Here is a 25,711-nt window from a genome sequence, read left to right on the forward strand (position 1 = left end):
AACAAATAGTGCAAATGCAATTTAACAAGATTATTAATTAATTTGAATAAAACCCGATGTTTAAAACATATTTTTTCATGATGAAAACCTCTTTTTCTATATGGAAATTAAGTGAGAAAGAAAGCGTTAGCTAAAGCTTTTAATTAAAATAAAATTCATCTATGTTTAAAGCACCAATAAATACCCACTAATAATGAAAATAATTCTTTTTCTCATTAAGTGGTTATCTGTCTATAATCCGAAAAAAGGAAAATTAGTCTATTCCTATAACATTACTGCTAAAATTAAATACAATAAAATTGTAATTATAATAAAAAATATTGTTATCCATGTAGTTAATTAAGGTGGATGTATGGCAAAGAGAAGAGTGCGAGCTCTGCAAGTCTCAGTAATATGCGGGTTGATGGCGTTACAGTTTCCTGCATTTTCAAATGAAGAAAATACGCAGCAAAGTGTTTCTGAAGTTCAAGCGGTAGCTCCAGTTACACCAACAGAAAGTTTAGTAAAAATAACACAATCACTTCCTACGGATGTGAAACCTATTTTTTCTACGCAATTAGCAAAACTATATGCTGATAGGAAAATGCAGCTATTGTGGCAAGATGAAACGGCAATTAGCCAATTTCAACAACAATTGGCAGAATTATCCCTTGCTGGGGTTCAGCCTCAATTTGGGGAATGGTTGGCAATACTGGAAAATAACCAGTTAAATGAACTGGGCCGCGACGTTATTTTATCTGATGCCATGCTTGGCTATTTACAGTATTTATCATCAGTAGAGGCGAGCGGGCAGTACTGGCTATATACTAATCGGCCATATAAAATTATTGCTCCAACAACGGCTCAAATGAAACCATGGCTAGATGCCGTTGAATCTAATAACCTAAGTAGTTGGGTAAAATCACAGGCACCGAATCATCCAATGTATTTGCCAATGCGCAAGGAAATGCTGAAATTATTGGCGATGCCTGAAGATAACCTAGAAATAGTAGGAACAAAAGCATTAAAGCTAGGGCAGTCTAGCGATGATGTGGTTATGTTACGTCAAATCTTACAACGTGAAGGGTTACTTGAGGGTGGAAATGTAACCGAAGAAGTTGCCCCTCCTGAAACAATGGCTCAAGTTGCAGAACTGGCGGTTGAACAAACCGTCGAACCAACAGAGCCAAGTGATGCACCTGCAAGTACCGTGTCCAAAGTATATGACCAAGAACTCGTTGATGCTGTAAAAAAATTCCAATTACAATATGGTTTAGAGGCCGACGGCGTAGTTGGAAAAGGCACGCGTGTTTGGTTAAATATGCAGCCAAAACAAAAAGCGGGTTTAATGGCGCTTAATATGCAACGTTTACGTATTATTCCTGCAAGTCGTGGTACAGGGATATTAGTTAATATTCCAGGCTACTCTTTAGATTTCTATTTAAATGACGAAGTCATTTTAGATTCTAAAGTGATTGTTGGTCGTGCAGATCGCAAAACACCGATCATGAGCAGCGCACTGAATAACGTGGTAATTAACCCGCCTTGGAGTGTGCCAACCAGTATGGCACGTAAAGATATCGCCCCAAAAGGGAAGCAAGACCCAAGTTATTTTAGTCGAAAAGGCTATACGGTTTATTCGGGTTGGGGGGCTGATTCATATGAAATCAACCCATATGCTATTGACTGGGATAATATCACCCCAGCTAATTTCCCATATCGAATTCGACAAGCTCCGGGCCCAACTAACTCATTAGGGCGCTATAAGTTTAATATGCCGAGTTCAGATGCGATTTATTTACACGATACACCAAACCATAGTTTGTTTAATCGTAATGCACGTGCAATAAGCTCTGGATGTGTGCGTGTGAATAAAGCAAGTGAGTTAGCCAGTATTTTGTTAGGTGATGCAGGTTGGGAACAAAAACGAATTGACGGTGCATTGAAAGAGGGGTCAACACGGTATGTGAATATACCAGATAGAATCCCAGTTTTTCTGTACTACCAAACGGCTTGGGTAGATAAAGACCAACAGCCACAATATCGAGCAGATATTTATCAGTATGATAATTCTATTGATAATGCAGATAAATATTTGCCAATGTTGAAAAAGATTTTACACTAATTGTGAGTTTTAATTTGTAAGGGGGAGTTTTCTCCCCTTAATTATTTTACGTATTAACGGCCTGAACATAGTTCTTCGTAAATTTTCATTCCGTGACGTTTCCTCTATTCTCCGTTTTTATCCTGTTTATTCCATTGTTTTATAGTTATTCAGCTATGGCTATTTTACTTACTTTGATAAAGGCAGCATATTTTGTGTCTAAGATTGCATGTTTCGAGCAGTTTGAGTGACAAAACTCTATTACTGACGAAAACTGCAATAAAATTCCTGTTAAGTATGCATATCTTTACATAATTATACATTAAAGCTAAGCATGATTTGCTAGACTCAATAGGTTGCCAAAATTTTATCGATTAATACTGAAATTATTAGAGTCTGAGCTATCACCTATGGATATAATTGATCAATCCCGCAGAAAGTGGTTAGGTATTGGGGCTGCAACGATTGGCCTTAGTTTATTACCAAGCCATGTCTTTGCTGCAATGACGACCCCTCGACCACGAATTTTGCGTTTTCAAAATATTAATACAGGCGAATCGTTAAAAACCGAATTTTTTGACGGGCGCCGTTATAATAAGTCTGAACTAGCACGTTTAAATCATTTTTTCCGTGACTACCGTTGCGACAAAGTGAAAACTATTGACCCAAAACTGTTTGACCAAATCTATTTATTACAAATGATGATGGGAACAAACAAACCTGTCCAACTGATCTCTGGTTATCGTTCTTTAGAGACTAATAATAAATTACGTAGTAAAAGCTCTGGGGTGGCAAAGAAAAGCTACCACACACGCGGGCAGGCGATGGATTTCCATATCGAAGGGTTACAATTGAGTAATATCCGTAAAGCTGCGCTGAAAATGAAAGCAGGTGGTGTTGGTTATTATCCTCGAAGCAATTTTATACATATTGATACAGGGCCTGCAAGAACATGGTAATCTGTGCATAGGTGACACAGATTATGGAGTAATTGCTCGATGAAATATACTATTATCCCAGTAACACCGTTTATGCAAAACTGCCAAGTTATTTGGGATGAAAATACGTTAGATGCAGTTGTTGTTGACCCCGGTGGAGAAGCAGAGAAGTTAATTTCTGCTATTGAAAACCTTGGGCTGAAGTTAACTAAAATTCTGTTAACGCATGGTCACTCTGATCATATCGGTGCATCGGCTACCCTTTCTAAGCACTTTTCAGTGCCTATTTATGGTCCACAAAAAGAAGACGCCTTTTGGATTGAAAACCTCGCAGAGCAAAATGCAATGTTTTATATAGGCGAATGCCCTGACTTCACACCAGATTACTGGTTAGAAGAAGGGGACAAAGTGACTTGTGGCAATATTACATTTGATGTACTGCATTGTCCTGGCCATACGCCCGGTCATATTATTTTTGTGAACCATGCTGATAAATTAATTTCCATGGGTGATGTATTATTCAAAGGTGGTGTTGGTCGTAGTGACTTCCCACGCGGTAACCATCAAGACTTAATTTCATCAATTAAAAACAAAGTATTACCGCTTGGCGATGATTATCAATTTATCCCTGGTCATGGGCCGATGTCTAATCTCGGTTTTGAGCGGAAAACAAACCCTTTCTTGCAAGATGAGTTACCTGTTTGGTAATTATCTAATCTGACTTAACCCCCTTAATTACAGGGGGTTTTTTATAACTTAATATTAATCATGTCACAAATAAATAATAGTTAACACTATGTCCTAATTGTTCCTGACTGAGTTTTGGAATACCTCGAATTTTGCTATTTTCCTATCGAACAAATAATTGTTTTTTTAATAATAAACAAATAATTAATTGAAATTATTAGTGAATTTGTAATTTTCAGGGAAATAAGAATATGAATGATAAGGATGTTAATGTTAAAACTCAAGGTAATGGCAAAACAGGGCAAGATTATTCGAGTATCAATTTACAACTTAAACCGTTAACAGAAAAGACTCCACAGGTCGAAACAGGTATTCCAGCTAGCCATCAACGCATTTTTACGAAAATAGCTAATGAGGAAAATATTATTATTGGTATAAGGCCGATAGATACTAAATCAACGAGTTTAATTGAATCGGGGGAGTACAGTAGTAAGGGGTTGGCTATCAAAGGTAAAAGTGCAGACTGGGGGCCTCATAGTGGTTTTATCCCAGTACAACAGGAATTTGCTAAAAAATCAGGCCGAACTAACAGTGATAAACTTAATAGCCAGCTTCAAGAGCTGTTTCAATCCAGTAAGGCGATTAGTGTCCATTTAGAGATTAGTACTCAGCGAATAAATGAATTATGTCAACTTAGTGCTATCTCACCGTTAGAACTCATTAATGATGAAGGCTATTATCGTACTACATCCATTGTTGATGATAATGAAAAAGTCTTTTTCCTGAAAAAAAGTGCAGACAGAACATCGGATAACTGGAAAGTTTATCATCTAGAAAATGGAGAACTTACAGAGTTTCTAGTTGTTGGCGATACTAAGACTGGCAAGCCTGTCACGGCAGATTATGATTTATTTAGCATTATATTTCCAATGTCAGATTTAGAGCATTATATCAATGTGAGAGAAATGCCATCGTGGGAAACATGGAAAGCAAGTGTTAATTATGATGAATTATCAGCAAAGGAAAAAAAACTATTTAATAATAAAACGGAATATGATCGTTATGAGGGGCAGGATAATGGTGTTAGCAATAAGAAAATAAAACAACTCAAAGATAAGATGAACCGCCTGCTAGGCCGTGAAAATGGGTTTGAACTGGTTCACCACGGTGCTGATGATGCCAACCCTGCCAGTGTGATGAGTGAAAATTTTCCGATAACTTTTTTCTTACCTGAAAACTTAAAGGGGAGAAATAAGCTTAAAGGGTCAACGGAATCAATTGAGACGTATTTTCCAATGAATTTTAATGGTTCTATTATTATTGATAATGTAGAACAACTATCTAATTTCCAGCAATTATTAATTAATCAGGGGTATCGTGCTCCGTTAAATAAAAAATGGAGTGAAGGTGATCATGGAAAATTATTTGAACCCAAAAGAAAAATATCAGATACCTATTTAAAAGGACTAGCAGAAATTAGTCGAAAAAAAAACCTTAACGATAATGCTGAAAATAAAGAAAACAAGCAGCAATCTAATGAGAAAGTTATTCTTGATATTGGTGATGAGTTCAATGATATCCATCTAGAAGACAATAAACGAAAATCTATTCTTGCCGGAGGGAATGGGACAGAAATAGATGATATCGATGTTTGGAATAATCCTTTGCATAAATATGAAGAAAGGAAATCCGGACAGATAAAAAATATGCAACAAGGAAGCACTAACAGTGAGTCCGCAAAAAAATATAGCTATAATGTCATCATTCAATTAGAGGGAGATAATGTAACCGCAGATGCTGTAGCTAATGCATTTGCCAAACACCCGAATGACTCGATGATTATTCAATATAGCTTAACTACCAAGCAATATAAAATTATATATGGTGATATTGTCCGAGCGCAATCAGGGAAAGTACGTTGGGTAACTGTAGGCCATGGTGATTATTCAGGTGAAAATAACCCAACACTCTATGCTGATAAATCAGCGGAAGAATATACAGATGGACTAATTTATTTAAAACAAAAAGTATTCAATAATTATAATCCAGATAAATTAATTATGTTGGGCTGTGAGTTAAGCCGAGGAGGGGTAAATGAAAATTTTGCACTGAAAGCCGTTGTACTGTTAGGAAAAAATAAACTAAATGCACCAGTTGTTGCTTACAATCGAGCAATTACAGTTGCAAGTAATGGAAAGAAAAAAGTTTATCCAGAGGGTGGGATTAAAGGTCTTATTAATACAAAAAACTATAAAATGATTTATATATATAATCCCAAAACAGGTCAGGTAGAGATTAATAATCAGTTAGCGGCGCTACATTTTATTAATGAATTACGCCGTGGTGAACTTACTTTTGAGCAGTTAAAGCAACCTTCTAAGCTAGATCCTTTACGTATGTTTAAAGGTGCATATTCTAGATTATTTAATATGAATTTATTAAAAAAAGTGTGCTATAACCCAGATGTGTATAGGTTATTTCATGAAGAAATAAAGAAAAATAATGGGATTTTACCAGCGAATTTTCATGCAAAGTTTACCAAGAAACTGAGAAAGATGAATATTATCGATGTACCTATTTGGCAAATGGTAGATGCTGAAAACATTCTTAAGGTTCCGCTAAGTAAGCAACAGATGAGTTCAAACTTGGTCGTTATTGTTCGATTGTCAGATAGTAAATCGGGTTTAATTTATGCAGAAAAAATAGCGGCAAGGAACCCATTTGGCACGCTTATATTTCAGATGGATATAGAACGAAGCAAACATATTTTAGAGTACGGTTCTTTAGAATTTGCCACTTCAGAGCAAAGTCAACAAAAGGTTAATTGGTTGATTATAGGTGATGAGGGTATTATTAGAAAATCAGTAACTGAACTAGCTGATGAGTTATTAGTATTAAAACAGAAGTATCCACAAGTAGATTCTAATAATATTGAGTTCCATTTTACTGATTCTATGATAAGTAATATGGGAGATAGGAGTAGGCAGTTTATTTCTGAGTTTTCTAGCAACCTTAATAAACGTAAAATTTTGTTGAAAATTAACTCTGGTTCAAATTATGAAAGTAAAAATGATTTTTTAAAGTCAAATAATAAAAAAAGCGCAATACCAATACTAAGCGAACATACACATCACTCTATTGTTGAAGTGCTTGAAAATATAGCATTAAACAAAAATTCTATTCAAGATCTTAATAAGACTGAATATACCTATTTATTGAAGTATTTTTCTGATGGAAATGGCAATGTTGATGTTAAAAAACTAAAAATTGCAGTCTCTGATCCGTTAGTAAACCGAAAACTAAATGCAACGTTAAGTCAAAAGTTTGAAGCTAATTCACTATTACTAAAGCCATTTTTAGAACTAGAAATATCAAGTCGTTATCAGCAACAAGCGAGTGATATCCAGATATTATTGTCTGCGATAAGAAATGACATCACGATACTAAATCACTTAAGTGAGCGTTCACAAAAGTTATTAATGAAATTATTTCCTGCTGGAAGTGGAATCGATAAAGGCAAAATTTTAGCATTAGTTACAGATAATCATGAATATATTTTATTTAGTAATAAACTAATAAAATTTAGTGAGCTAGCCACTGCCAATTTTATTGGCGAAAATGCGCCATTAGAAAAATATTCTTTCACCGATGCATTTAGTGTTTATGAAAATTACCAAGCACAGCGATTGGCTAAATTTAATCAACAATTGATTTATGGTAATAAAGTTGAGTTAGTAGAGCATGGAATTATTCGTTCAGGCGCTCAAAGCCGAGAGATGGACCAAACTTTGGGGGGAATATACGCGGTTGAACTGTATTTAGGGGAAAGCCATTCAGCACGAGATTTTATTGAACGTAAAGGGCAAATAGAACAAGCCACAGTGAAAAATGCATCGACATCAGCAGAAAACTCACTGCTGATAAAGATGGAGCAGTACAGCCAAGATATTAATACTGAACTCCACAAAAATGGGATTTCAATAGCGGATCAATCACTTGGTAGTCTATTCGCAACACTTGGCGAAGTGGATAACGCAATAATCTTCTTAAAGGGGAAATCGGTCACTTATACCGTAACTTATGTACAACGTAATGGCGGTTATGAAATCAGCTTATTTGATCCCCATGGGCTCCAACTTAATGTAAAAAATAGCTCTTCTCAACAAGCTCAGCAGCAGTTTCAACAGCAAATTAAGCATTACTTTAGTGAAAATAACCAACTTTCTGAAGGGGAATTTAGAGCAGATTTCCAGATTATTGACTTAGACTCGGCTAGCTTTAAAAGCGCATTGTCTTCTCTACGTAGCCAGCGGCAATCAATTATTGAACAAACTGAATTTACGTTACCAAAAAACGTTTGGGTCACTATTAACGGTGAAAAACTTGCCTTTGCCAAATTACAACAATTAGGTGCCACTATTGATGGAAAACCGATTTCTTTAGGTGATATCAATACGGCTTATCTACATAATAAAATTCGTTTTTCACCAGAAAAACTAACAATGTATTTCACGTTGATGGAAGGTGGGAAAGAAGATCTTTCTTTCATCAAAGTGTTCCATGAGCAATTAAAATCAGCAGATATCCACCAATTAGTTGATCACCAAGCTAACTTTGCTGAGTCTGGGGTATTAAAAAAACAGTTTAGATATTTAGCGAATAGTATCGATTTTCAGAAAAATAGTATCCCATCCACAGTCTTACTTAAGACTCGTCAAGCAGGTAAGAGGCTTCCTCAATTTCAACGCTTGGCAAATCGTTCTGGGCAAGCAATGGGAGCAGCCGGAGCTATTCAAAGCCTAATTAGCGCATATGCCATTTTAGATAAACTAGATAACCCTGATATTAGTGATGAGGAAATTAAAGAGTTAGAAAAACAGTTTTATTTACTTGCGGCATCTGCCTTGTTCAATTATGGCGATATGATAGTGCAACCAATGCTATTAAATATTGCATCCAGTAAGGGAGCCACTTCGTTGGTTCGTGCGAGGATTGCCACGGGGGTAGTGGTGATTTTCAATTTGGTAGGGATGGGAATTGATGTTTACCAAGCCTACGACAGCTTATCTAAATTAGACAGTGTCACAGACCCGAAACAACGCCAAGATCTTATCGTAAATGCTTATTTCTCTATTGCTAGCGCTGTGGTTAATGGGCTCACTGTTATTGGTGTCTTAGTTGGTTCGTCTATTATACCTGTAATTGGGTTAGCTGTAGGAGGGATATTACTTGTCGGGGGCTGGGTCTATAGCGGTGTTCGTGCGGTTGAAAACATCAAAGAAGTTATTGATATTGGCTGGGATCGTGAATTAGAAGAGGGGATCCGCGGTGCTTTAGGTTTAGACCCAACCATGCGTAGCCAGCAAGAAATGAATATACAACATTATATTAATGCGTTTAAAGAGCAAGATTGGAATATGGATCTCGCTTTATTTGAAAATAATATTATGCAGGCAGGGTTTGCTCACCACCTTAGTGTCATTGAAAAGCCGACCTATGAGAATGAGCCTCGATACTACTTGGTTGATAATTATGATAATTATTTTTACGGTAAGTTGGGGAATCTCTATATAGGGGCGGGAAATACGACGGTACGTTTTTTACGTAAAGAGGCACCTCTGTTTACTGCTGATGAAGTTAAATTCATTTTACAAAATAAACTTGTCAGAACGACGGCGTGGTTTAAAAACTTAAAACACCTTTATGAAAATATGGGATGGTCTATTCACCATGATTTTCGTATTCAAGCTAAAGAGAAAGAGATATTTGACCTTAGAAATACGGGGAGCATAGCGACTCATGAGCGTTACTCTTTAAATTCTACCTATAAGAACTCGTTATTAGATGAATTTAAAGTACGACACCAAATTTTAGATGATGAATTATCACTGCCTCTTCAAGACCAGTTAATAAATTCCAACCCGGAACAAATTAGTTTTTATTCGAAAAAAACCGAATTTGGTGTATTAGGGCAACAAATGCTAAGGGAAAACGAACGCGTTTTCAGTGAGCATTTAGTGAATAACAGCCAACGGACAGCGTTATATATTGAAAATACCAATAGTGAAGGGACTAGCTGGAATACGGCTAATGGTAATGACGTTGTAATCGGTAAAAAATCACAGAAGAATGCCTTTCAAGTATTATCAGGTGAAAAGTATTTTGCAGGGGGAGATAAAGACGATCTATTTTTTATTCGGGATAGTTGTTTAGCATCGTTAACTTCACGAGGGGGAAAGGAGGCGACCAAGTATCTAGATGGCCAAGACGGGCAGGACACAATTATTATTGATAACCTACCAGATAGCCACCGTGTCTATGTAAATTTAAACAAAAATACGGTGCTTTATCAGCGGGAGCGAAATCACTCTTTTATTCCAGTTGCCCATTTGCAAAGTATGGAAAATGTGATGATAAGAGGGAATAGCGATGATCATTTACGGGGAAATGATACGGCAAATATATTGGATGGTGGGTTAGGAAAAGACATTGTAGAGGGCAAAGGGGGGGATGATAAACTCATTTTAACTCAAGGTATTGCAGCTGGTGGTGACGGTAATGATAGTTATCATATTCGCCGTTATGAGTGGCTTGACCATGTTGACGACTTGCACCTTACCGAGCGCTATTTTGATGGAAAAGAGAAAGCGGTTAAAACGCGAAAATACCTAAACCCTATTTATACACAAAGTAACCATAAGTTTCAGGCGAAAGTGGTTATCAAAGAATCTAATTACCAACAAAGCAGAGTCGCTATAGAGTATTTTATAGATGAAATAAGGCAAGTTCAGTTAGACGGCAACAACTTGGTTTTAACAATCAAACCACCCAAAAATAGTATTGATGGTCACTTTTTTCAAAATGTGGAAAGTGAGGTCATTATTGTCCTCGAAAATGTGCAAGATGCGGATTCGAAGGTGCCACATCATGTCTATCGATTACAAACCCTTGATGGTTGGATGATGACAACGGTAATAGATGAAAAATATCCTAACAAGTATTTTAGTTTAAGCTATATACAAGAAGGGGATCAATTATCATCTACAGACGGAAAATCTGTCAAAATAGATGAACCAATGGGTACTATAACGATAAACCAATCACGTCATTATAAGGAGCCTAATTGGGGATGGTTTACGCCAATAGGCCGTGCTGAACACTTAACCTACCGTGGAAATAGTCAAAATAATATATTACCCCTAATAAAATTAGGTAGTTATATTGAAGTTAGCCATGGAATCGATACCTACCAAATTGTACAAAGTAAAGAGGAATATGGTGAGGTTGAGTTTGATTTTTCTAAAGTCAATGACAGCTTTACGGATAAGGACAGCCTGTGCCTATTGCTGCCTACCGAAAATGGTTATTCGCTGAATATGGACGATGGGCAGCTATACCGTTTAGATAAATTCGGGCAAAAACAATTGACTATTAAGTTTACGAATGTAGGCAATAAGCTCTCCGATGTTGTTTTACTTCAAGACAAGCATAGCAATTTATTTAAAGTCAACTTACAGGAAAACCGCTTAACACCAGTAACCCCAGTTAATGAAAGTAGCGCAGATGATGATCAAATTATAATGCCAATGGGCTATCGAACCGAAAAACATGTCATTGATGCTCAAAATGGTGATGACACTATTATCAATAAAGGCTTAGAAAGCTATGTCCTGTTGGGAGGGGATGGTGATGATAATATTAAAGCCAGCGGTGGTAATAATCTATTATATGGTGGTTCTGGGGACAACTTTATTAGTGGTGGCTCTGGGGATGATTTGCTGTTATCCAGTCAAGGGAACGATACGTTAATGGGCGGGGCAGGTGATGACCACTATTTAATTGATGGTCATCAGGCAGGTGCCATTTATATTGAAGACCAGATTGGCAATAACCATATTCATTTAGTCAATTTTAAACGTCAACCAATTGAAGAAAGTGACTCAATATACCAATTTTATGCTTCACCAGCCGGTAAACTGGTAAAAATTAAGGCTTCTAACGATGATGGTGAGGGGAGCTTCAATATTCACCACTATGAGCGGCTGGACGAAAAATTTAACTCCTCCACGAGCCACGGGATGACTCCGCTCGTTAATTATCTCTCTGAAAAACTCCATAAAGCCAAACAGTCAGGGGAGTTCACCACTTGGAAACCCGTTGATGAGCTTGCAAGCACATTAAATGGCGTGGTAGTTGATGGTGTAGCAAGGCCTTTAAACCTAACGTTGAGAGATGATGGGATTCTATTACAGCAGGATAGCCCTAGAAATAATTGGCTTATTGATACTTTAGCTGGCAATGATAGCGTCATGGATATGAGTGAATATGGGCGTATCATCAAAGGAGATAGTGGTCACGATAAGCTGATAACTTATGGTGGTGAAAATGTGCTATATGGTGGGCAAGGTGATGATATTTTATGGGCGCAAGGCATGCATCAAGATGTGCTCATCTCTTTAGATGGAAAAGACCAATTAGCAGCAGCTCAAGGGGACGACCTCTATATTGTCAGCGGTCACGGTAAAGGCGATGTGAAGATCACTGATTTTGAGGGGCGCAATCAGGTGGTTCTAATTGATTTTGATACTGAAGAAGTCAGTTATAAACAATTGTCAGCTAAGGTTGCTGAAACAATATATCGCTCAAAGAGCGGCAGGCAAGTGATGCTATCTCATAACAACCATATTGGGTCAATGAATAGTGTCATGCAGGTGCGTCATCTCAGTAGTTACTCGCAATTATCAGAACAACATATAGAGCAAACCATCGACCGTTTGGTTCAGTTACTTGTTGAGGAACGCATTGATTATGAAAGCAATCTCGATCTTAGTATAAATAACAGTAATTATAGAAAGAATTGGGGGGCGGTACAAATAACTGAGCGCTTCCTTAGCCACCTTAAATAGTTGTTTATAAAAATAGCCAGTCAGTAATGGGACTGACTGGCATGATATTAAAGGTGCTGTTTTATTATTTTCAAAGGTTAAGCGTTAACACATTTGAATGATTACAGCACTTTAACGATGGCATCACATAATGGAACCATGTTCTCTAATGTTAATCCTGCCACGTTAATACGGCCAGAGCTTACGGCATAGATACCAAATTCGCTACGTAGACGCTCTACCTGCTCTTTTGTTAGGCCACTGAAGGAGAACATACCATTTTGGTTAATAATGAAGCTAAAGTCCTGTTTGGCGCCTTTTTCTTCCAATGTTTTCACTAACAGTTGGCGCATGCGCTTAATACGTTCACGCATTGCGGTTAACTCTTGGATCCACTCAGCTTTTAATACGTCATCAGAAAGGATGGTTGTTACCACTGCCGCACCGTGCGCTGGTGGGTTTGAGTAGTTGGCGCGAATAACCGCTTTCGCTTGGCTAAATGCACGCTCTGCGTTGTCACTGTCTTTGGCAATGATGGTACAAGCACCGACACGCTCATTGTATAAACCGAAGTTTTTAGAGAATGAGCTCGCAACAATCATTTCAGGGTTGTTTTTGGTGAAAATACGCAGGCCTTCGGCATCTTCATCTAAGCCTTTTGCGAAACCTTGGTAAGCAAAGTCAAAAACCGGCAATAAACCTTTTTCCGCACATAATGCCGCCAGCTTTGTCCATTGCTCAGAAGTTGGGTCAATACCCGTTGGGTTATGGCAGCAACCGTGTAGAACAATCACATCGCCAGCAACAGCGGATGACAGGCTGTTAAGCATACCGTCGAAATCCATACCGTGGTTGGCTGCATCATAGTAATTGTAGGTCAGCACTTCTAAGCCAGCCGCTTCAAAAATATTTTTGTGATTAGGCCAAGTTGGGTTGCTGATCCAAACGCGTTTTGCATTAGTTTGCTTCGCAATAAAATCAGCTGCGATACGCAGGGCACCAGTACCGCCGGGTGCTTGCGCTGTACGTGCACGTTTTGAGGTGACAATTTCATGTTGTGCACCGAATAACAGTTCTTGTGTTACACGGCCGAACTCTGGCATTCCGCTAATCGCAAGATAGTTTTTGGTGTTTTCGTTATCCAGCAGGAATTTTTCTGCTTTTTTAACGGTATCAAGCACAGGGGTTTTCCCTGATTCGTCTTTATAGACGCCAATACCTAAGTTGATTTTATTATCGCGGGGATCAGCACGGAAACTATCAGCAAGACCTAAGATTGGGTCAGCAGGGGCAGAAGTAATTTTTTCAAACATGTTGTCGATTCCAAAGCTCTGTAGTGGTACCCACACAGTTCCTAAGGTATGAAGGCATAAGTGAGAATGCGGTTGGCTATCCTTGCTTGTAATCTGCCCATACCATACGAAACTCGCGGGTGTAGCTGAAAACGGGTTTAGTCGAACGAGTCGAGTTCTCAGGGTAACGTGATAAAGGCTTTTTGCCAACCGTTTTACCAAAAATCGGCGAGATCTTGTGAACTAGGTAGGAATTGCATGTAATCTAACCATAAATATCTATAAAGGCGGTGAATCAGTCTGTCTTACCGATAATTTAGGAGTTTTTAGGGGGCACAGTTTGAGGTGGGAAGAGCGAAATAAAAAAGCAGCGCCGAAGCGCTGCTTACAAAAACATGTTACCGTTTTCTAACTTATCAGTTAACTGATAATTAGAATTGGTAGATCAGACCTAAACCAACTACGTTATCTGTGCTGATACCGTAAGCTTTGGTGAAATCATTTTTATCTAGCAGGTTGATTTTATAATCAACAACTGCAGACATGTTTTTGTTGAAGTAGTAGTAAGAACCCACAGAGATATATTTAACTAGATCTTTGTTACCGTATTTAGTGCTCAGGTCTTTACCTTTAGATTGGTTATAACCGATAGATGGTTTCAGACCGAAGTCGAACAGGTATTGTGCAACTAACTCAACGTTTTCAGTTTTGTTAGCAACACCTGATAAATAGTCATCACCGCCTGCACCGTAACGAGTCATGTTTTTAGTTTGACCGTACATAGCCGCTAAGTAAACGTTGTTAGCGTCGAATTTACCACCCACGTTCCACGCTTCAGCTTTTTTACCGCCAGTGTTAGCCATAGCTTTTTGGTTTGGTGTACGGGAAGAGTTAGAGTAACCACCACCCAGTGTTACACCCCAACCTAAGTCATAAGCAGTTGAGAAACCGAAGCCGTCACCGTTGTCTTTTTTAACGCCAGCAGAAGACAGGTTGTCGTCGCCGTTTTTACCTTGATATTGCAGAGCGAAGCTTAGGCCATCAACATAGCCGAACGCGTTGTTGTTACGGTAAGTTAACAGGTTACGGTTACGGCTAGTCATGAAGTTGTCTGCTTGATCCATAGTGTCCGCACCCCATAATGGGAATACGTCGGTCCATGCGTTCGTGTCATAAACCACACCGTAGTTACGGCCGTAGTCGATTGAACCGAAATCAGCAAAACGTAAACCAGCGTATGCTAAACGGTTTTTGTTTTCGCCTTCGTTCTCAGCTTTGTTAGTTTTAGTTTCCCACTCGAAACGACCAAAACCAGTCAGTTGGTCAGTGATTTGAGTATCACCTTTAACACCTAAACGAACGCGTGAATCATCACCGTCTTGGCTTGGAGCACCATTGCTGCCGCCATCTGCGAAGTAGTGACGAACGTCAACTTTACCGTAAACGTCTAATTTGTTGCCGTCTTTGTTGTATACTTCAGCTGCGTTTGCTGCACCAGCAGCTAACAGAGCTGGGATAACCATTGCAAGAATATTGCGTTTCATCATTATTATTACCCTCATTGGTGTTATTCGGACACCTGCCACTGCCAAAAATAATTCGCAAAAAATAATTGGAACTATTTATGAGAGATTAGTGTCGTCTATGTCAGCGACCAGTGTTCCATTGCTAAATAAAATTATCTACCCTCAAAGTGCTACAAAATCAAAGATTCTGAAACAAATGGTAACTAGATGTTTCAAAATGTAAAAAATAGAGCAATAAATAACCACTCATCGTACCAGTTTAAAAAATATTACAAAAATTAGGGAACTTTTTCAAAAGGTAAATTGAGTTTTTTTTGAGCAGTTTAGCGAATGCAAAGCGGTTATTTATCACTAGTAAAAAGAGAATAGTGAGATTAAAAAGCAGATTATTCTTAGTGGTAGCAGATTGCTGGCTGTTTGCGGAGAATAATAAGGTGATAACGTAAAAATTGTGACCTGGTTATCATGTGGCTGTAATTTGATGTAACAAGATGAGATAGTTGTATAGTGAAAGCATATTAGGACTGAAAAGTAACGGGCCAACATTAGTTGGCCCGTATATTAAGGTGTTAACATAGAAAAGCAGTTATTAGAACGCTGCATTTCTTGGGGTACGTGGGAATGGAATCACTTCACGTACGTTACCCACACCAGTGACGTAAGCCACTAAACGTTCAAAACCAAGGCCGAAACCTGAGTGAGGAACGGTGCCATAACGGCGCAGATCACGGTACCACCAGTAATCTTCTTTATTCATACCCATTTCTTCAAGACGGGCATCTAACATATCAAGACGTTCTTCACGTTGTGAGCCACCGATGATTTCGCCAATACCCGGTGCTAATACATCCATCGCAGCAACAGTTTTTCCATCTTCATTGAGGCGCATATAGAAAGCTTTGATGTCTTTCGGGTAGTTTTTCACAACCACAGGGGCTTTAAAGTGTTGCTCAGCAAGGTAACGCTCGTGCTCAGACGACATATCGACACCCCAGTAAACAGGGTTTTCGAATTTCTGACCACAAGTTTCAAGGATTTTAATGGCATCCGTGTAATCAACTTGTGCAAAGTCTGAGTTAACAAAGCTTTCTAAGCGGTTAATAACGTCTTTATCGACACGTTGTGCAAAGAATTCTAAGTCATCACGACGTTCTTCAAGGGCGGCTTTGAAGGCGAATTTCAGCATTTTCTCTGCCAAGCCTGCGACATCATCTAAAGATGCAAATGCCACTTCAGGTTCGACCATCCAGAATTCAGCTAAGTGACGGCTAGTATTTGAGTTTTCAGCACGGAAGGTTGGGCCGAAAGTGTAAACTTTGCTAATTGCTGTTGCGTAGGCTTCACCGTTCAGTTGGCCTGAAACGGTTAAGAAAGCTTCGCGACCAAAGAAATCTTCGCTGAAATCGACTTCACCTTTGTCATCACGTGGCAGGTTATTGTAATCCAATGTAGAAACACGGAACATTTCCCCCGCGCCTTCGGTGTCTGAGGCAGTGATCACTGGAGTGGAAACCCAGAAGTAGCCTTGCTCATCAAAGAAACGGTGGATAGCTTGCGCTAAAGTGTGGCGCACACGTGCAACAGCACCAATTAAGTTAGTACGTGGGCGCAAGTGTGCGGCTTCACGTAAAAACTCAACACTATGACGCTTCGCTGCCATTGGGTAGGTGTCAGGGTCTTCAACCCAACCAACAACTTTTACAGCAGTGGCTTCAAGCTCAAATGATTGACCTTGGCCTGGGGATTCTTTTACGGTACCCGTAACTTCAACAGAACAACCCGTTGTTAGGTGCAGGACTTCGTCATTATAATTCGGTAAATTATTATTAATGATAGCCTGTAACGGATTAAAGCAAGAACCGTCATAAACGGCGAGGAAAGAAAAACCAGCATTTGAATCTCTCCTTGTACGTACCCAGCCTTGAACGGTGACTTCTGTGCCTACCGCCACTCGGCCTTGCAGTACGTCGACTACAGGCGCTACTATCATATAATTCACTCTCTTCATATTTAACGATATCTACTTCGACTATCTCAATCCGTCATACTTCGAGCCGTAGATGCGTTGGCTTCACAAACCGACCCTAGTCACATACTTATGTATGCTCCTAGGGCTCACTTTGTTTGCCGCCTTCCTACAACTCGAATTATTTAGGATGTAATTCAAATTGTTTTAAATCCATTCGACCGCTTATATCTATGAATATTATTCAAAAAATGTCATCGGTTTATGGCGATTAAAATAGTTAAAGTAGGGATATTAACGAAATCCCATTTTTCAGGGGCCAAAGCTCTATGTTACTTGCCATTTATTAGGAAACAAGTAAAAAATCGCGATAAAACATTTCTGTTGAAGCGAAGCGTGGTTATTGAGCTTAAAAGCTATAGTAATAGTAAGTGAATAAAAGAAAAAGGGGGTTTTGAAGCTCTGGGCAAGAAAAGTGCAAATTCTTACTCAGAGCTAGGGAAAAGAGACTTAATTAGCTGGCTTTTTCCATTTTAGGTAGGTCGAACGCTTTTCTGAGTTGATTGACGAACTCATCATCTTCACAAATGGTTTTTCCTGGGCTATCTGAGAGCTTAGCGACAGGCTTACCATTGCACTCTACCAATTTGATCACAATATTTAGCGGCGTAACATTGGGAATATTGCAGGTTAGACGAGTGCCGATACCAAAAACAAGGTTAATCCGTTGGTGGAAATAACGATATAATTCAAGTGCTTTTTGTAAGTCTAAGCTGTCAGAGAACACCAGTGTTTTGCTCATAGGGTCGATACCCAATTTTTGGTAATGAGCAATGGCTTTTTCGCCCCATTCGATCGGGTCCCCTGAATCATGACGCAACCCTTGGTAGCGGTTCGCAAAGTTAGCATCAAAATCACGCAAAAAGGCATCCATGGTGATACAGTCAGTTAATGCGACACCTAAGTGATTAGGGTATTCATCTAGCCAGCTCTGCAATGCCTCGCGTTGGCTATTTGCCAATTCAGGGCTGATTTGCTGGTGGGCTTGGAACCACTCATGGGCTTGTGTGCCAACAGGGGCTAAGTTTAACTCGTGAGCAAGTTTGTAATTGCTAGTCCCCACAAGATAAGGAAATTCTTGTTTAAGCATCGAAACAATGGCGGATTGCACATCGTAGGAAAAACGGCGGCGTGTCCCGAAGTCCATTAGCTTAAAATTAGACAAGTCGAGTTGGTGCTCATCAGCTTGTTGATAAAAAACATTTAACAGCTTTTTAAGTTGCTGAACAGCATCACTCGGATGAATGTTTGGGTGCCTATCTTTTTGGATGATTTCACTGACCAATGCAAGGAGTGGTACCTCCCACATGATCACTTCACGCCAAGGCCCACTAATGCGAATAGCCAATTGGCCTTCGTCGGTGGTACTGACAACGACTTGTTCAGGGTTAAAGCGGAATGATTTTAACCACGTAAGATAGTCTTCTTGGAAGAAAGGTAAGCGGCGGAGAAAATTCAGTTCATTATCAGAAAGTGATAAGTTAGCCATCAACTGAATTTGTTGCCTGATTTCATTGGCGTAAGCACCTAAGATCTCACTGCTACGACAGCGGAACTCAGCGACAACCGGTACCTGGTGGTAACGGTGGAAAACGGCCTGCTGCATATGAAGCTTGTAAGCATCGGTATCAAGCAGTGATGTAATAATTGGTGTAGCGTCTAAATTCATGGCACGCAGACATCCTCGCGGAGCTTATCTTTACCACTAATGCTATTCATTTTTACTCTTGTTTCCCTTGAAACCTGTTTGATTTTTCAAAAATTCACAATGAGATAAAAGCAGCAATAGTCGTTAGCTAAATCGTTAAAGTTGCAAAAGTATACCCACTTTAGCAAAAGATAGAAGTGTTATTCTACCTCTTGGTTTCAAGGAGCACGGCAACCTAAATTCACGCATTGCCTTTTTGTATTACTATAAAATCAAATAAATACGTTTTATTCGTATTATGTTCCATAGAAATAGACAAAAAGCATTAATCACGAAAAGATACTAACACGCTATAAAATATTTAATAGTACTATAGCACCAACAAACAAACGAATTTTTAACAAAGTTAAGCAGGGTGTGACATACAAAGCTAACATTGCCATAAAAATAGATAACATTTTTTGATGAAAATGTTTCTCAAATCCATTCACATTATTGTGGCTTATAGTATTGTATAAGTAATAAAGCAGTACGATATTGAATATAACGAATTAAAAGGTTACTTATGACCCAGCTAAGACAAGCGAAATATCGTCAGGATTATCAAGCACCTGATTACACAATTACAGAAATTGACCTCGATTTTAATCTTGACCCAGTGAAGACAGTCGTTACCGCAATAAGCAAGGTAAAACGCCTTAACTCTCAGTCATCAACACTTGAACTCAATGGCGAAGATTTATCACTAGTCAGTATTGAAGTCGATGGCAAAGCGTGGAAAAACTATAAAGAATCTGAAGGTAAATTGATTATTGAATCATTACCTGAATCTTTTACACTGCGGATTGTGAATGAAATTAGCCCTGAAAAGAATACAGCGTTAGAAGGGCTATATGTTTCAGGTGAGGCGTTATGCACACAATGTGAAGCGGAAGGTTTCCGCCATATTACCTATTACCAAGACCGACCAGATGTGCTGGCTCGCTATACCACCACAATTACAGCGGATAAATCACGTTATCCTTATTTATTATCAAATGGTAACCGTATCGCAGAAGGTGAGTTAGAAGACGGCCGCCATTGGGTGAAATGGGAAGACCCATTCCCAAAACCAAGTTATTTATTTGCCTTAGTTGCAGGCGATTTTGACGTTTTAAAAGACATATTTGTCACTCGTAGTGGCCGTGAAGTTGCATTAGAACTTTTTGTCGATAAAGGTAATTTAGACCGTGCACCATGGGCAATGCAGTCCCTGAAAAATGCCATGAAATGGGATGAAGAACGCTTTGGTTTAGAGTATGACCTTGATATCTATATGATTGTTGCCGTTGATTTCTTCAACATGGGAGCCATGGAAAATAAAGGTTTGAATGTCTTTAACTCTAAATATGTTTTAGCTAAAAGTGAGACAGCGACGGATAAAGACTATCTGAATATCGAATCTGTGATTGGTCACGAATACTTCCATAACTGGACTGGTAACCGTATCACTTGCCGTGACTGGTTCCAATTGAGCTTAAAAGAAGGGTTAACTGTTTTCCGCGATCAAGAATTTAGCTCTGATTTAGGCTCTCGCTCTGTTAACCGTATCAACAATGTTAAAGTGATGCGTTCAGCCCAGTTTGCTGAAGATGCAAGCCCAATGGCGCACCCGATCCGTCCTGACAAAGTCATCGAAATGAACAATTTCTATACTTTAACAGTGTATGAAAAAGGGTCTGAAGTCATTCGCATGATCCATACGCTGCTCGGTGAGGAAATGTTCCAAGCGGGAATACAACTTTATGTTCATCGCCATGATGGCAGTGCGGCAACCTGTGACGATTTTGTGCAGGCGATGGAAGATGCGTCAAATGTTGATTTATCACTATTTCGTCGTTGGTATAGCCAATCAGGGACGCCAGTTTTAACTGTGCGTGATGAATATTCACCAGAAAAACAGCAATATACGCTACATGTTAGCCAAATGACGCCAGCTACAGCGGATCAAGCTGAAAAGCTGCCATTACATATCCCATTGGATATTGAGCTCTATGATGAGCAAGGTGGAATTATTACGCTAAAACGTGATGGTAGTGTGGTAAATTCAGTGCTAAACATTACGCAAGAAACTCAAACGTTTGTTTTTGATGAGGTGACAAGTCGCCCAGTTCCCTCCTTATTGCGTGAGTTTTCAGCCCCTGTAAAATTAGATTACAACTACACAGATGAGCAATTAGCTTTCTTGATGCAGCATGCAAGCAATGAATTTGCTCGTTGGGATGCTGCTCAGCAACTCATTAATAATTATGTAAAAATTAACGTGGCTCACTATCAAAATGGTGAGGCTTTAGTTTTACCTGAGCCAGTAGTTGATGCTTTTCGCGGTGTATTATTAAGTGATTCGATTGACCCTGCGTTAGTCGCCTTGATCTTAACGTTGCCTTCCGAAAATGAGCTTGCAGAATTATTTACGGTTATTGACCCGGTAGCGATCCACGAAGTGGTGAATTTTATCCATCATCATTTAGCAGTAGAAATGCATGATGAGCTTCTCACCGTTTATCGCTCCATTAATATTGATGGCTATCGTGTTGATCACCAAGATATTGCTAAACGTTCATTGCGTAATATTTGCCTGCAATACTTAGCGGCGGGTGATGATAGCGAACTGGCGAACAATTTAGTGCTGGAACAATACCAATCTGCCGATAACATGACGGATTCGCTGGCCGCATTGACCGCAGCAAATGAATCACAGTTAGCTTGTAAAGAACAGTTAATGGCAGACTTTGATGAGCGTTGGCACCATGACGGGTTAGTCATGGATAAGTGGTTTACATTGCAAGGGGCGAACCCTGCAAAAGAAGCGCTTGCCAATGTACGTGCATTATTGAATCACCGCTCATTTAGTATGAGTAACCCGAACCGTGTTCGCTCACTTGTCGGTGCTTTCACAGCAGGGAATCCCGTTAATTTCCATGCGAAAGATAGCAGTGGTTACCAATTCCTGTATGAAATTTTAGTCGATCTGAATACACGTAACCCGCAAGTGGCTTCAAGGTTGATCGAGCCGTTGATCCGTTTAAAACGTTATGATGAACAGCGCCAAGCGCAGATGCGCAAAGTGCTTGAGCAATTGAAAGCGCTCGATAACCTTTCTGGTGATCTATTTGAAAAAATTACCAAAGCGTTAGAAAGCTGATTTATATATAGCTAACCAATTATTGGTTTTAATAAGCCGCTAAAATTAATTTAGCGGCTTATTTGTTTATGACAATAATGGAATATTAAATGAGAGATAACTGTCATAAAGTGGTTGTTTTCCCCCAAAAAACCAGGCAAATGAATTTTTATTGATTTTTTCATGGTAAAAGCGCGGTGAGATAGGGTAATCTATAGCGCGTTTTATCCGACGAAAAATAGTTCGCACAGTGAAAACTCGGCAATCAGTCTTTGGCGAGGGTTTTGGCGCGCGACATAATGTCTATTTTATTGAAACGCACTAGTAAAAATAGGTTATTGGATATGTTATATCATCTTGCCCGCAAGGCACTGTTCCAGCTCGACCCTGAAAAAGCTCATGAATTGACTTTTCGCCAGCTTCAACGTTTGAACCATTCCCCTTTCCAATGTCTTATTCGCCAATCTGTTGCCACTAAACCCGTTCAATGCATGGGGCTTTCCTTTAAAAACCCACTAGGGCTCGCCGCGGGTTTAGATAAAGATGGTGAATGTATTGATGCATTTGGTGCAATGGGTTTTGGGTTTATAGAAATTGGTACGGTAACTCCTCGTCCACAGTCTGGTAATGACAAACCGCGGTTATTTCGACTTGTAGAAGCAGAAGGTTTAATTAACCGGATGGGTTTTAATAATAAAGGTGTCGATAATCTTGTTGAGAATGTTAAAAAATCGAATTACGGCGGGGTCATTGGTATCAATATTGGTAAAAATAAAGATACACCTGTTGAACAAGGTAAAGATGACTATTTAATTTGCATGGATAAGGTCTATGCTCATGCAGGTTATATTGCTATTAATATTTCCTCACCAAATACGCCAGGCTTGCGTACATTACAATATGGCGAAGCACTAGATGATTTATTAAGTAGTATAAAAGCAAAACAACTGGAATTACAATTACAGCACCAAAAATATGTACCTGTCGCTGTAAAGGTTGCGCCTGATTTATCTGAAGAGGAACTTATCCAAGTTTCAGATAGCCTAGTTAGGCATAATATTGATGGCGTTATTGCAACGAATACCACGCTAGATCGTTCTTTGGTTCAAGGGATAAATCATTGTAATGAGGCTGGTGGGTTAAGTGGCCGTCCTGTGCAATTAAAAAGTACACAAGTTATTAAGATTATTTCACGTGAGTTAAATGGAAAGCTGCCAATAATTGGAGTAGGTGGAATTGATTCCCTTACCGCGGCGCGTGAAAAAATGGAAGCGGGTGCCTCTTTAATTCAAATTTATTCTGGTTTTATTTATCATGGGCCAAAATTAATTAAAGATATTGTTAATCATATCTAGTAATAAATTGTAAATTTACGTATCAAGGGGGTTTATTTATTCCCCCTTTTAAACTATATTGCTAATAGTGGCTATTTTTGTATCAAGTTGAACTCAATTTTCAGTAGATTTGCTATTTAGATAACAATATTATCCAGTTATTTCTAACGCATCTTCTTATTTAGCAGATCCAATTTTTAGCATATAAAAATAGCCTTAGAGTAAATTTAGAAAGGATCATTATAGAGATCATTTCTACTTTATTTACCGGTAAATCGCTAAAGGATCGTTTATGAATATTAAACCTGATGATCATTGGCGTTGGTATTTTGATCATGACCATAATAGGGTGATGTTAGATCTCGCCAACGGCATGATATTTCGTTCATGTTTTCCTGCTAAGATGCTAACGGTTTTTGCTCGTAATGAGATGCCTTTTAGTATCGAAGATGCAGGTGAATATTATTTATTTGATGAGCAGGCTAAAAGGCTAAATATTACTCAAGAAGAAAGAGCTGAATTAGTCTTAAATAGTTTAGTTGCTTTTCGTTTTTTAAAGCCACAGATGCCAAAGAGTTGGTACTTTTCTTCATTTCACTATATTAATGAGCCTAAGCAGGGGCAAATAATTCAAGTGTGTTTAGAAAATACGAACCATTATTCCACATTTATTATTGCTGAGGCTGGCTCTTCTGCGAGTTTATGTTTATTAGCGGAACCAATTTTAGAATTACCCGATCGAACTTTACGATTTTGCGATCCAATTAAGATCATGAACGATCGCATGCTTGAATATTCATCTAAAGTGAAACGTCAATTATACGGTAATGCTATTTAAATGATCGCTAGAGATCAAAAAAGAATAGTGAAACAAAAAGTTTTTTTGCTAATTAATCTAGTTTTGAGCGTTTAACACCATCGTAGAATTGAAACCTTGATGGTGTTAAAAAGCAAAATCAACGCTTAATTAAACGCTAATTTAACGGATGTTTTCGGGATACAACTACAGGCGAGTATATAACCGTTTTCTTTAATGGCGCTTTGTTTTAACGGGGTGACTTCCCCTGAAATAAGTTTAATTTTACAGCGACCACAGATGCCAGCTCGACATGAATAAGGGATAGTTAAACCATTGGATTCTAATTGCTCCAGGATCACATTTTGGTTATCACCGGTATATTCTGTTTCTTCAAAAACTAAACTGACCTTATTGGCTTGAGTATTTAAACTATTAGCTGCTAGGTCACTTTCCCGCTCTTGAACTAAATACTGTTTTGCTGGTTTAGTTTCTAATACCGTCAGAGTATCGCCAACACGAATAACACCGGTATTTTTAATAATCACATTTTGGCCAAAATCGACATCCCCTGTTTCATCTGAACGGAAGGTTTGTAATGTCGCAAGTGGCTCACTGTGGGGATGTTTGATCCCTTTCTCTGGGCTAACAGTAGTTAAAATGCATCGGCTACATGGCCTATCTAATGTAAAGATGACATCACCAATTTGAATGGTTTTCCATGTATCTTCTTCAAAAGGCTTGGCGCCTGTAATAATTAAGTTGCCACGAAACTGTTCTAATTTAATACTGGCAGGGCAACGGCGTTGCAGTTCTTGGACAGAAGCTTCGTTGATCAGTAAGAAAGGGTAGCCGTCAGCAAAAGACATCGGCACATCTTGGTGTTCTTTGACGCGACGAGAAAGCTGCGGGCTTAGCCAGCGTAGTTGTACCGGTTCGTCAAAAAAGGTACTTAACCAGCTATTTATTGCTTCAGGTGCAATAAGTGCATGAAAATGATTGCCCCAAACTTCAGTAGGGCTCTGCTTATCATCAAAGTCCTGATACAATACCGTCGCACTTTCGCCATTTGGTGCTCGCAAGTGAAGACCATTATTGAGCATTACCGGTGTAAAAAGTAACATTTGTGGATATTTTCTCGCCGTAATAAATTTACCTTCCAGCGTGGTTACCATAAAATTACGATCAAAAGTCAAACCGCTAATATCAGCGAAGGCGTGGGATAAACGAACTCCTCGCATAGATTTAACTGGGTGTGTGTAAAGGCGCGAAAGCGTTATCATTTTTTAATCCTTATAATTGTGCGTAGCAACTTTATGACAACTGCATAAGA

General features: G+C 38.9%; 12 protein-coding genes. 7 read left to right on the forward strand and 5 right to left on the reverse strand.

The annotated features are described in order from the left end of the window. Positions 1–352: 352 nt before the first annotated feature. The 4 genes from ldtD (at position 353) to M1F25_RS07780 (ending at position 12,614) form a co-directional block, all read left to right on the forward strand. The gene (gene ldtD / locus M1F25_RS07765; RefSeq protein ID WP_181489560.1) at positions 353–2,104 is read left to right on the forward strand and encodes a L,D-transpeptidase; all 1,752 of its coding nucleotides are present in this window, start codon (positions 353–355) and stop codon (positions 2,102–2,104) included. A gap of 389 nt (positions 2,105–2,493) precedes the next feature. Beyond that, positions 2,494–3,042: a YcbK family protein gene (locus M1F25_RS07770; RefSeq protein WP_004256173.1), complete on the forward strand. Its 549-nt coding sequence runs from the start codon at positions 2,494–2,496 to the stop codon at positions 3,040–3,042. Between the two features lie 39 nt (positions 3,043–3,081). After that, complete coding sequence (locus M1F25_RS07775) at positions 3,082–3,729, forward strand: MBL fold metallo-hydrolase (RefSeq protein ID WP_004256171.1); 648 nt, start codon at positions 3,082–3,084, stop codon at positions 3,727–3,729. Positions 3,730–3,959: 230 nt separating this feature from the next. Further along, the gene (locus M1F25_RS07780) at positions 3,960–12,614 is read left to right on the forward strand and encodes an anthrax toxin-like adenylyl cyclase domain-containing protein (RefSeq protein WP_318839874.1); all 8,655 of its coding nucleotides are present in this window, start codon (positions 3,960–3,962) and stop codon (positions 12,612–12,614) included. Between the two features lie 101 nt (positions 12,615–12,715). Here the strand turns inward: M1F25_RS07780 and M1F25_RS07785 are convergent, their stop codons facing one another. The 4 genes from M1F25_RS07785 to pncB form a co-directional block, all read right to left on the reverse strand. Further along, entirely contained in the window at positions 12,716–13,906 is a 1,191-nt protein-coding gene (locus tag M1F25_RS07785) for an amino acid aminotransferase (RefSeq protein ID WP_110591460.1), read from the reverse strand. Positions 13,907–14,316: 410 nt separating this feature from the next. Continuing rightward, positions 14,317–15,429, reverse strand: coding sequence for a porin (locus M1F25_RS07790; protein ID WP_181489688.1), 1,113 nt, complete (start codon positions 15,427–15,429; stop codon positions 14,317–14,319). 571 nt (positions 15,430–16,000) lie between these two features. Next, on the reverse strand, positions 16,001–17,401 hold the full coding sequence (gene asnS, locus M1F25_RS07795; protein WP_036957910.1) for an asparagine--tRNA ligase: 1,401 nt from the start codon (positions 17,399–17,401) through the stop codon (positions 16,001–16,003). A 490-nt stretch (positions 17,402–17,891) separates the two neighbouring features. Next, the gene (pncB, locus tag M1F25_RS07800; RefSeq protein ID WP_164455819.1) at positions 17,892–19,106 is read right to left on the reverse strand and encodes a nicotinate phosphoribosyltransferase; all 1,215 of its coding nucleotides are present in this window, start codon (positions 19,104–19,106) and stop codon (positions 17,892–17,894) included. Positions 19,107–19,650: 544 nt separating this feature from the next. On the opposite strand from pncB, the gene pepN reads away from it, so the two are divergent. The 3 genes from pepN (at position 19,651) to M1F25_RS07815 (ending at position 24,420) form a co-directional block, all read left to right on the forward strand. Then, on the forward strand, positions 19,651–22,269 hold the full coding sequence (gene pepN / locus M1F25_RS07805) for an aminopeptidase N (RefSeq protein WP_164455817.1): 2,619 nt from the start codon (positions 19,651–19,653) through the stop codon (positions 22,267–22,269). Between the two features lie 323 nt (positions 22,270–22,592). Continuing rightward, positions 22,593–23,603, forward strand: a complete 1,011-nt coding sequence (pyrD, locus tag M1F25_RS07810; protein ID WP_094960768.1) for a quinone-dependent dihydroorotate dehydrogenase — start codon at positions 22,593–22,595, stop codon at positions 23,601–23,603. A gap of 271 nt (positions 23,604–23,874) precedes the next feature. Beyond that, a complete protein-coding gene (locus M1F25_RS07815; protein ID WP_094960703.1) occupies positions 23,875–24,420 on the forward strand; it encodes a cell division protein ZapC in 546 nt (181 codons plus the stop codon). A 125-nt stretch (positions 24,421–24,545) separates the two neighbouring features. Here M1F25_RS07815 and M1F25_RS07820 read toward each other — a convergent pair whose 3' ends face one another. Then, a complete protein-coding gene (locus M1F25_RS07820; protein WP_094960704.1) occupies positions 24,546–25,661 on the reverse strand; it encodes a YcbX family protein in 1,116 nt (371 codons plus the stop codon). Positions 25,662–25,711: the final 50 nt, after the last annotated feature.

Source organism: Providencia sp. PROV109 (assembly GCF_033681625.1).
In the GTDB taxonomy this organism is placed as follows: Bacteria; Pseudomonadota; Gammaproteobacteria; order Enterobacterales; family Enterobacteriaceae; genus Providencia; species Providencia hangzhouensis.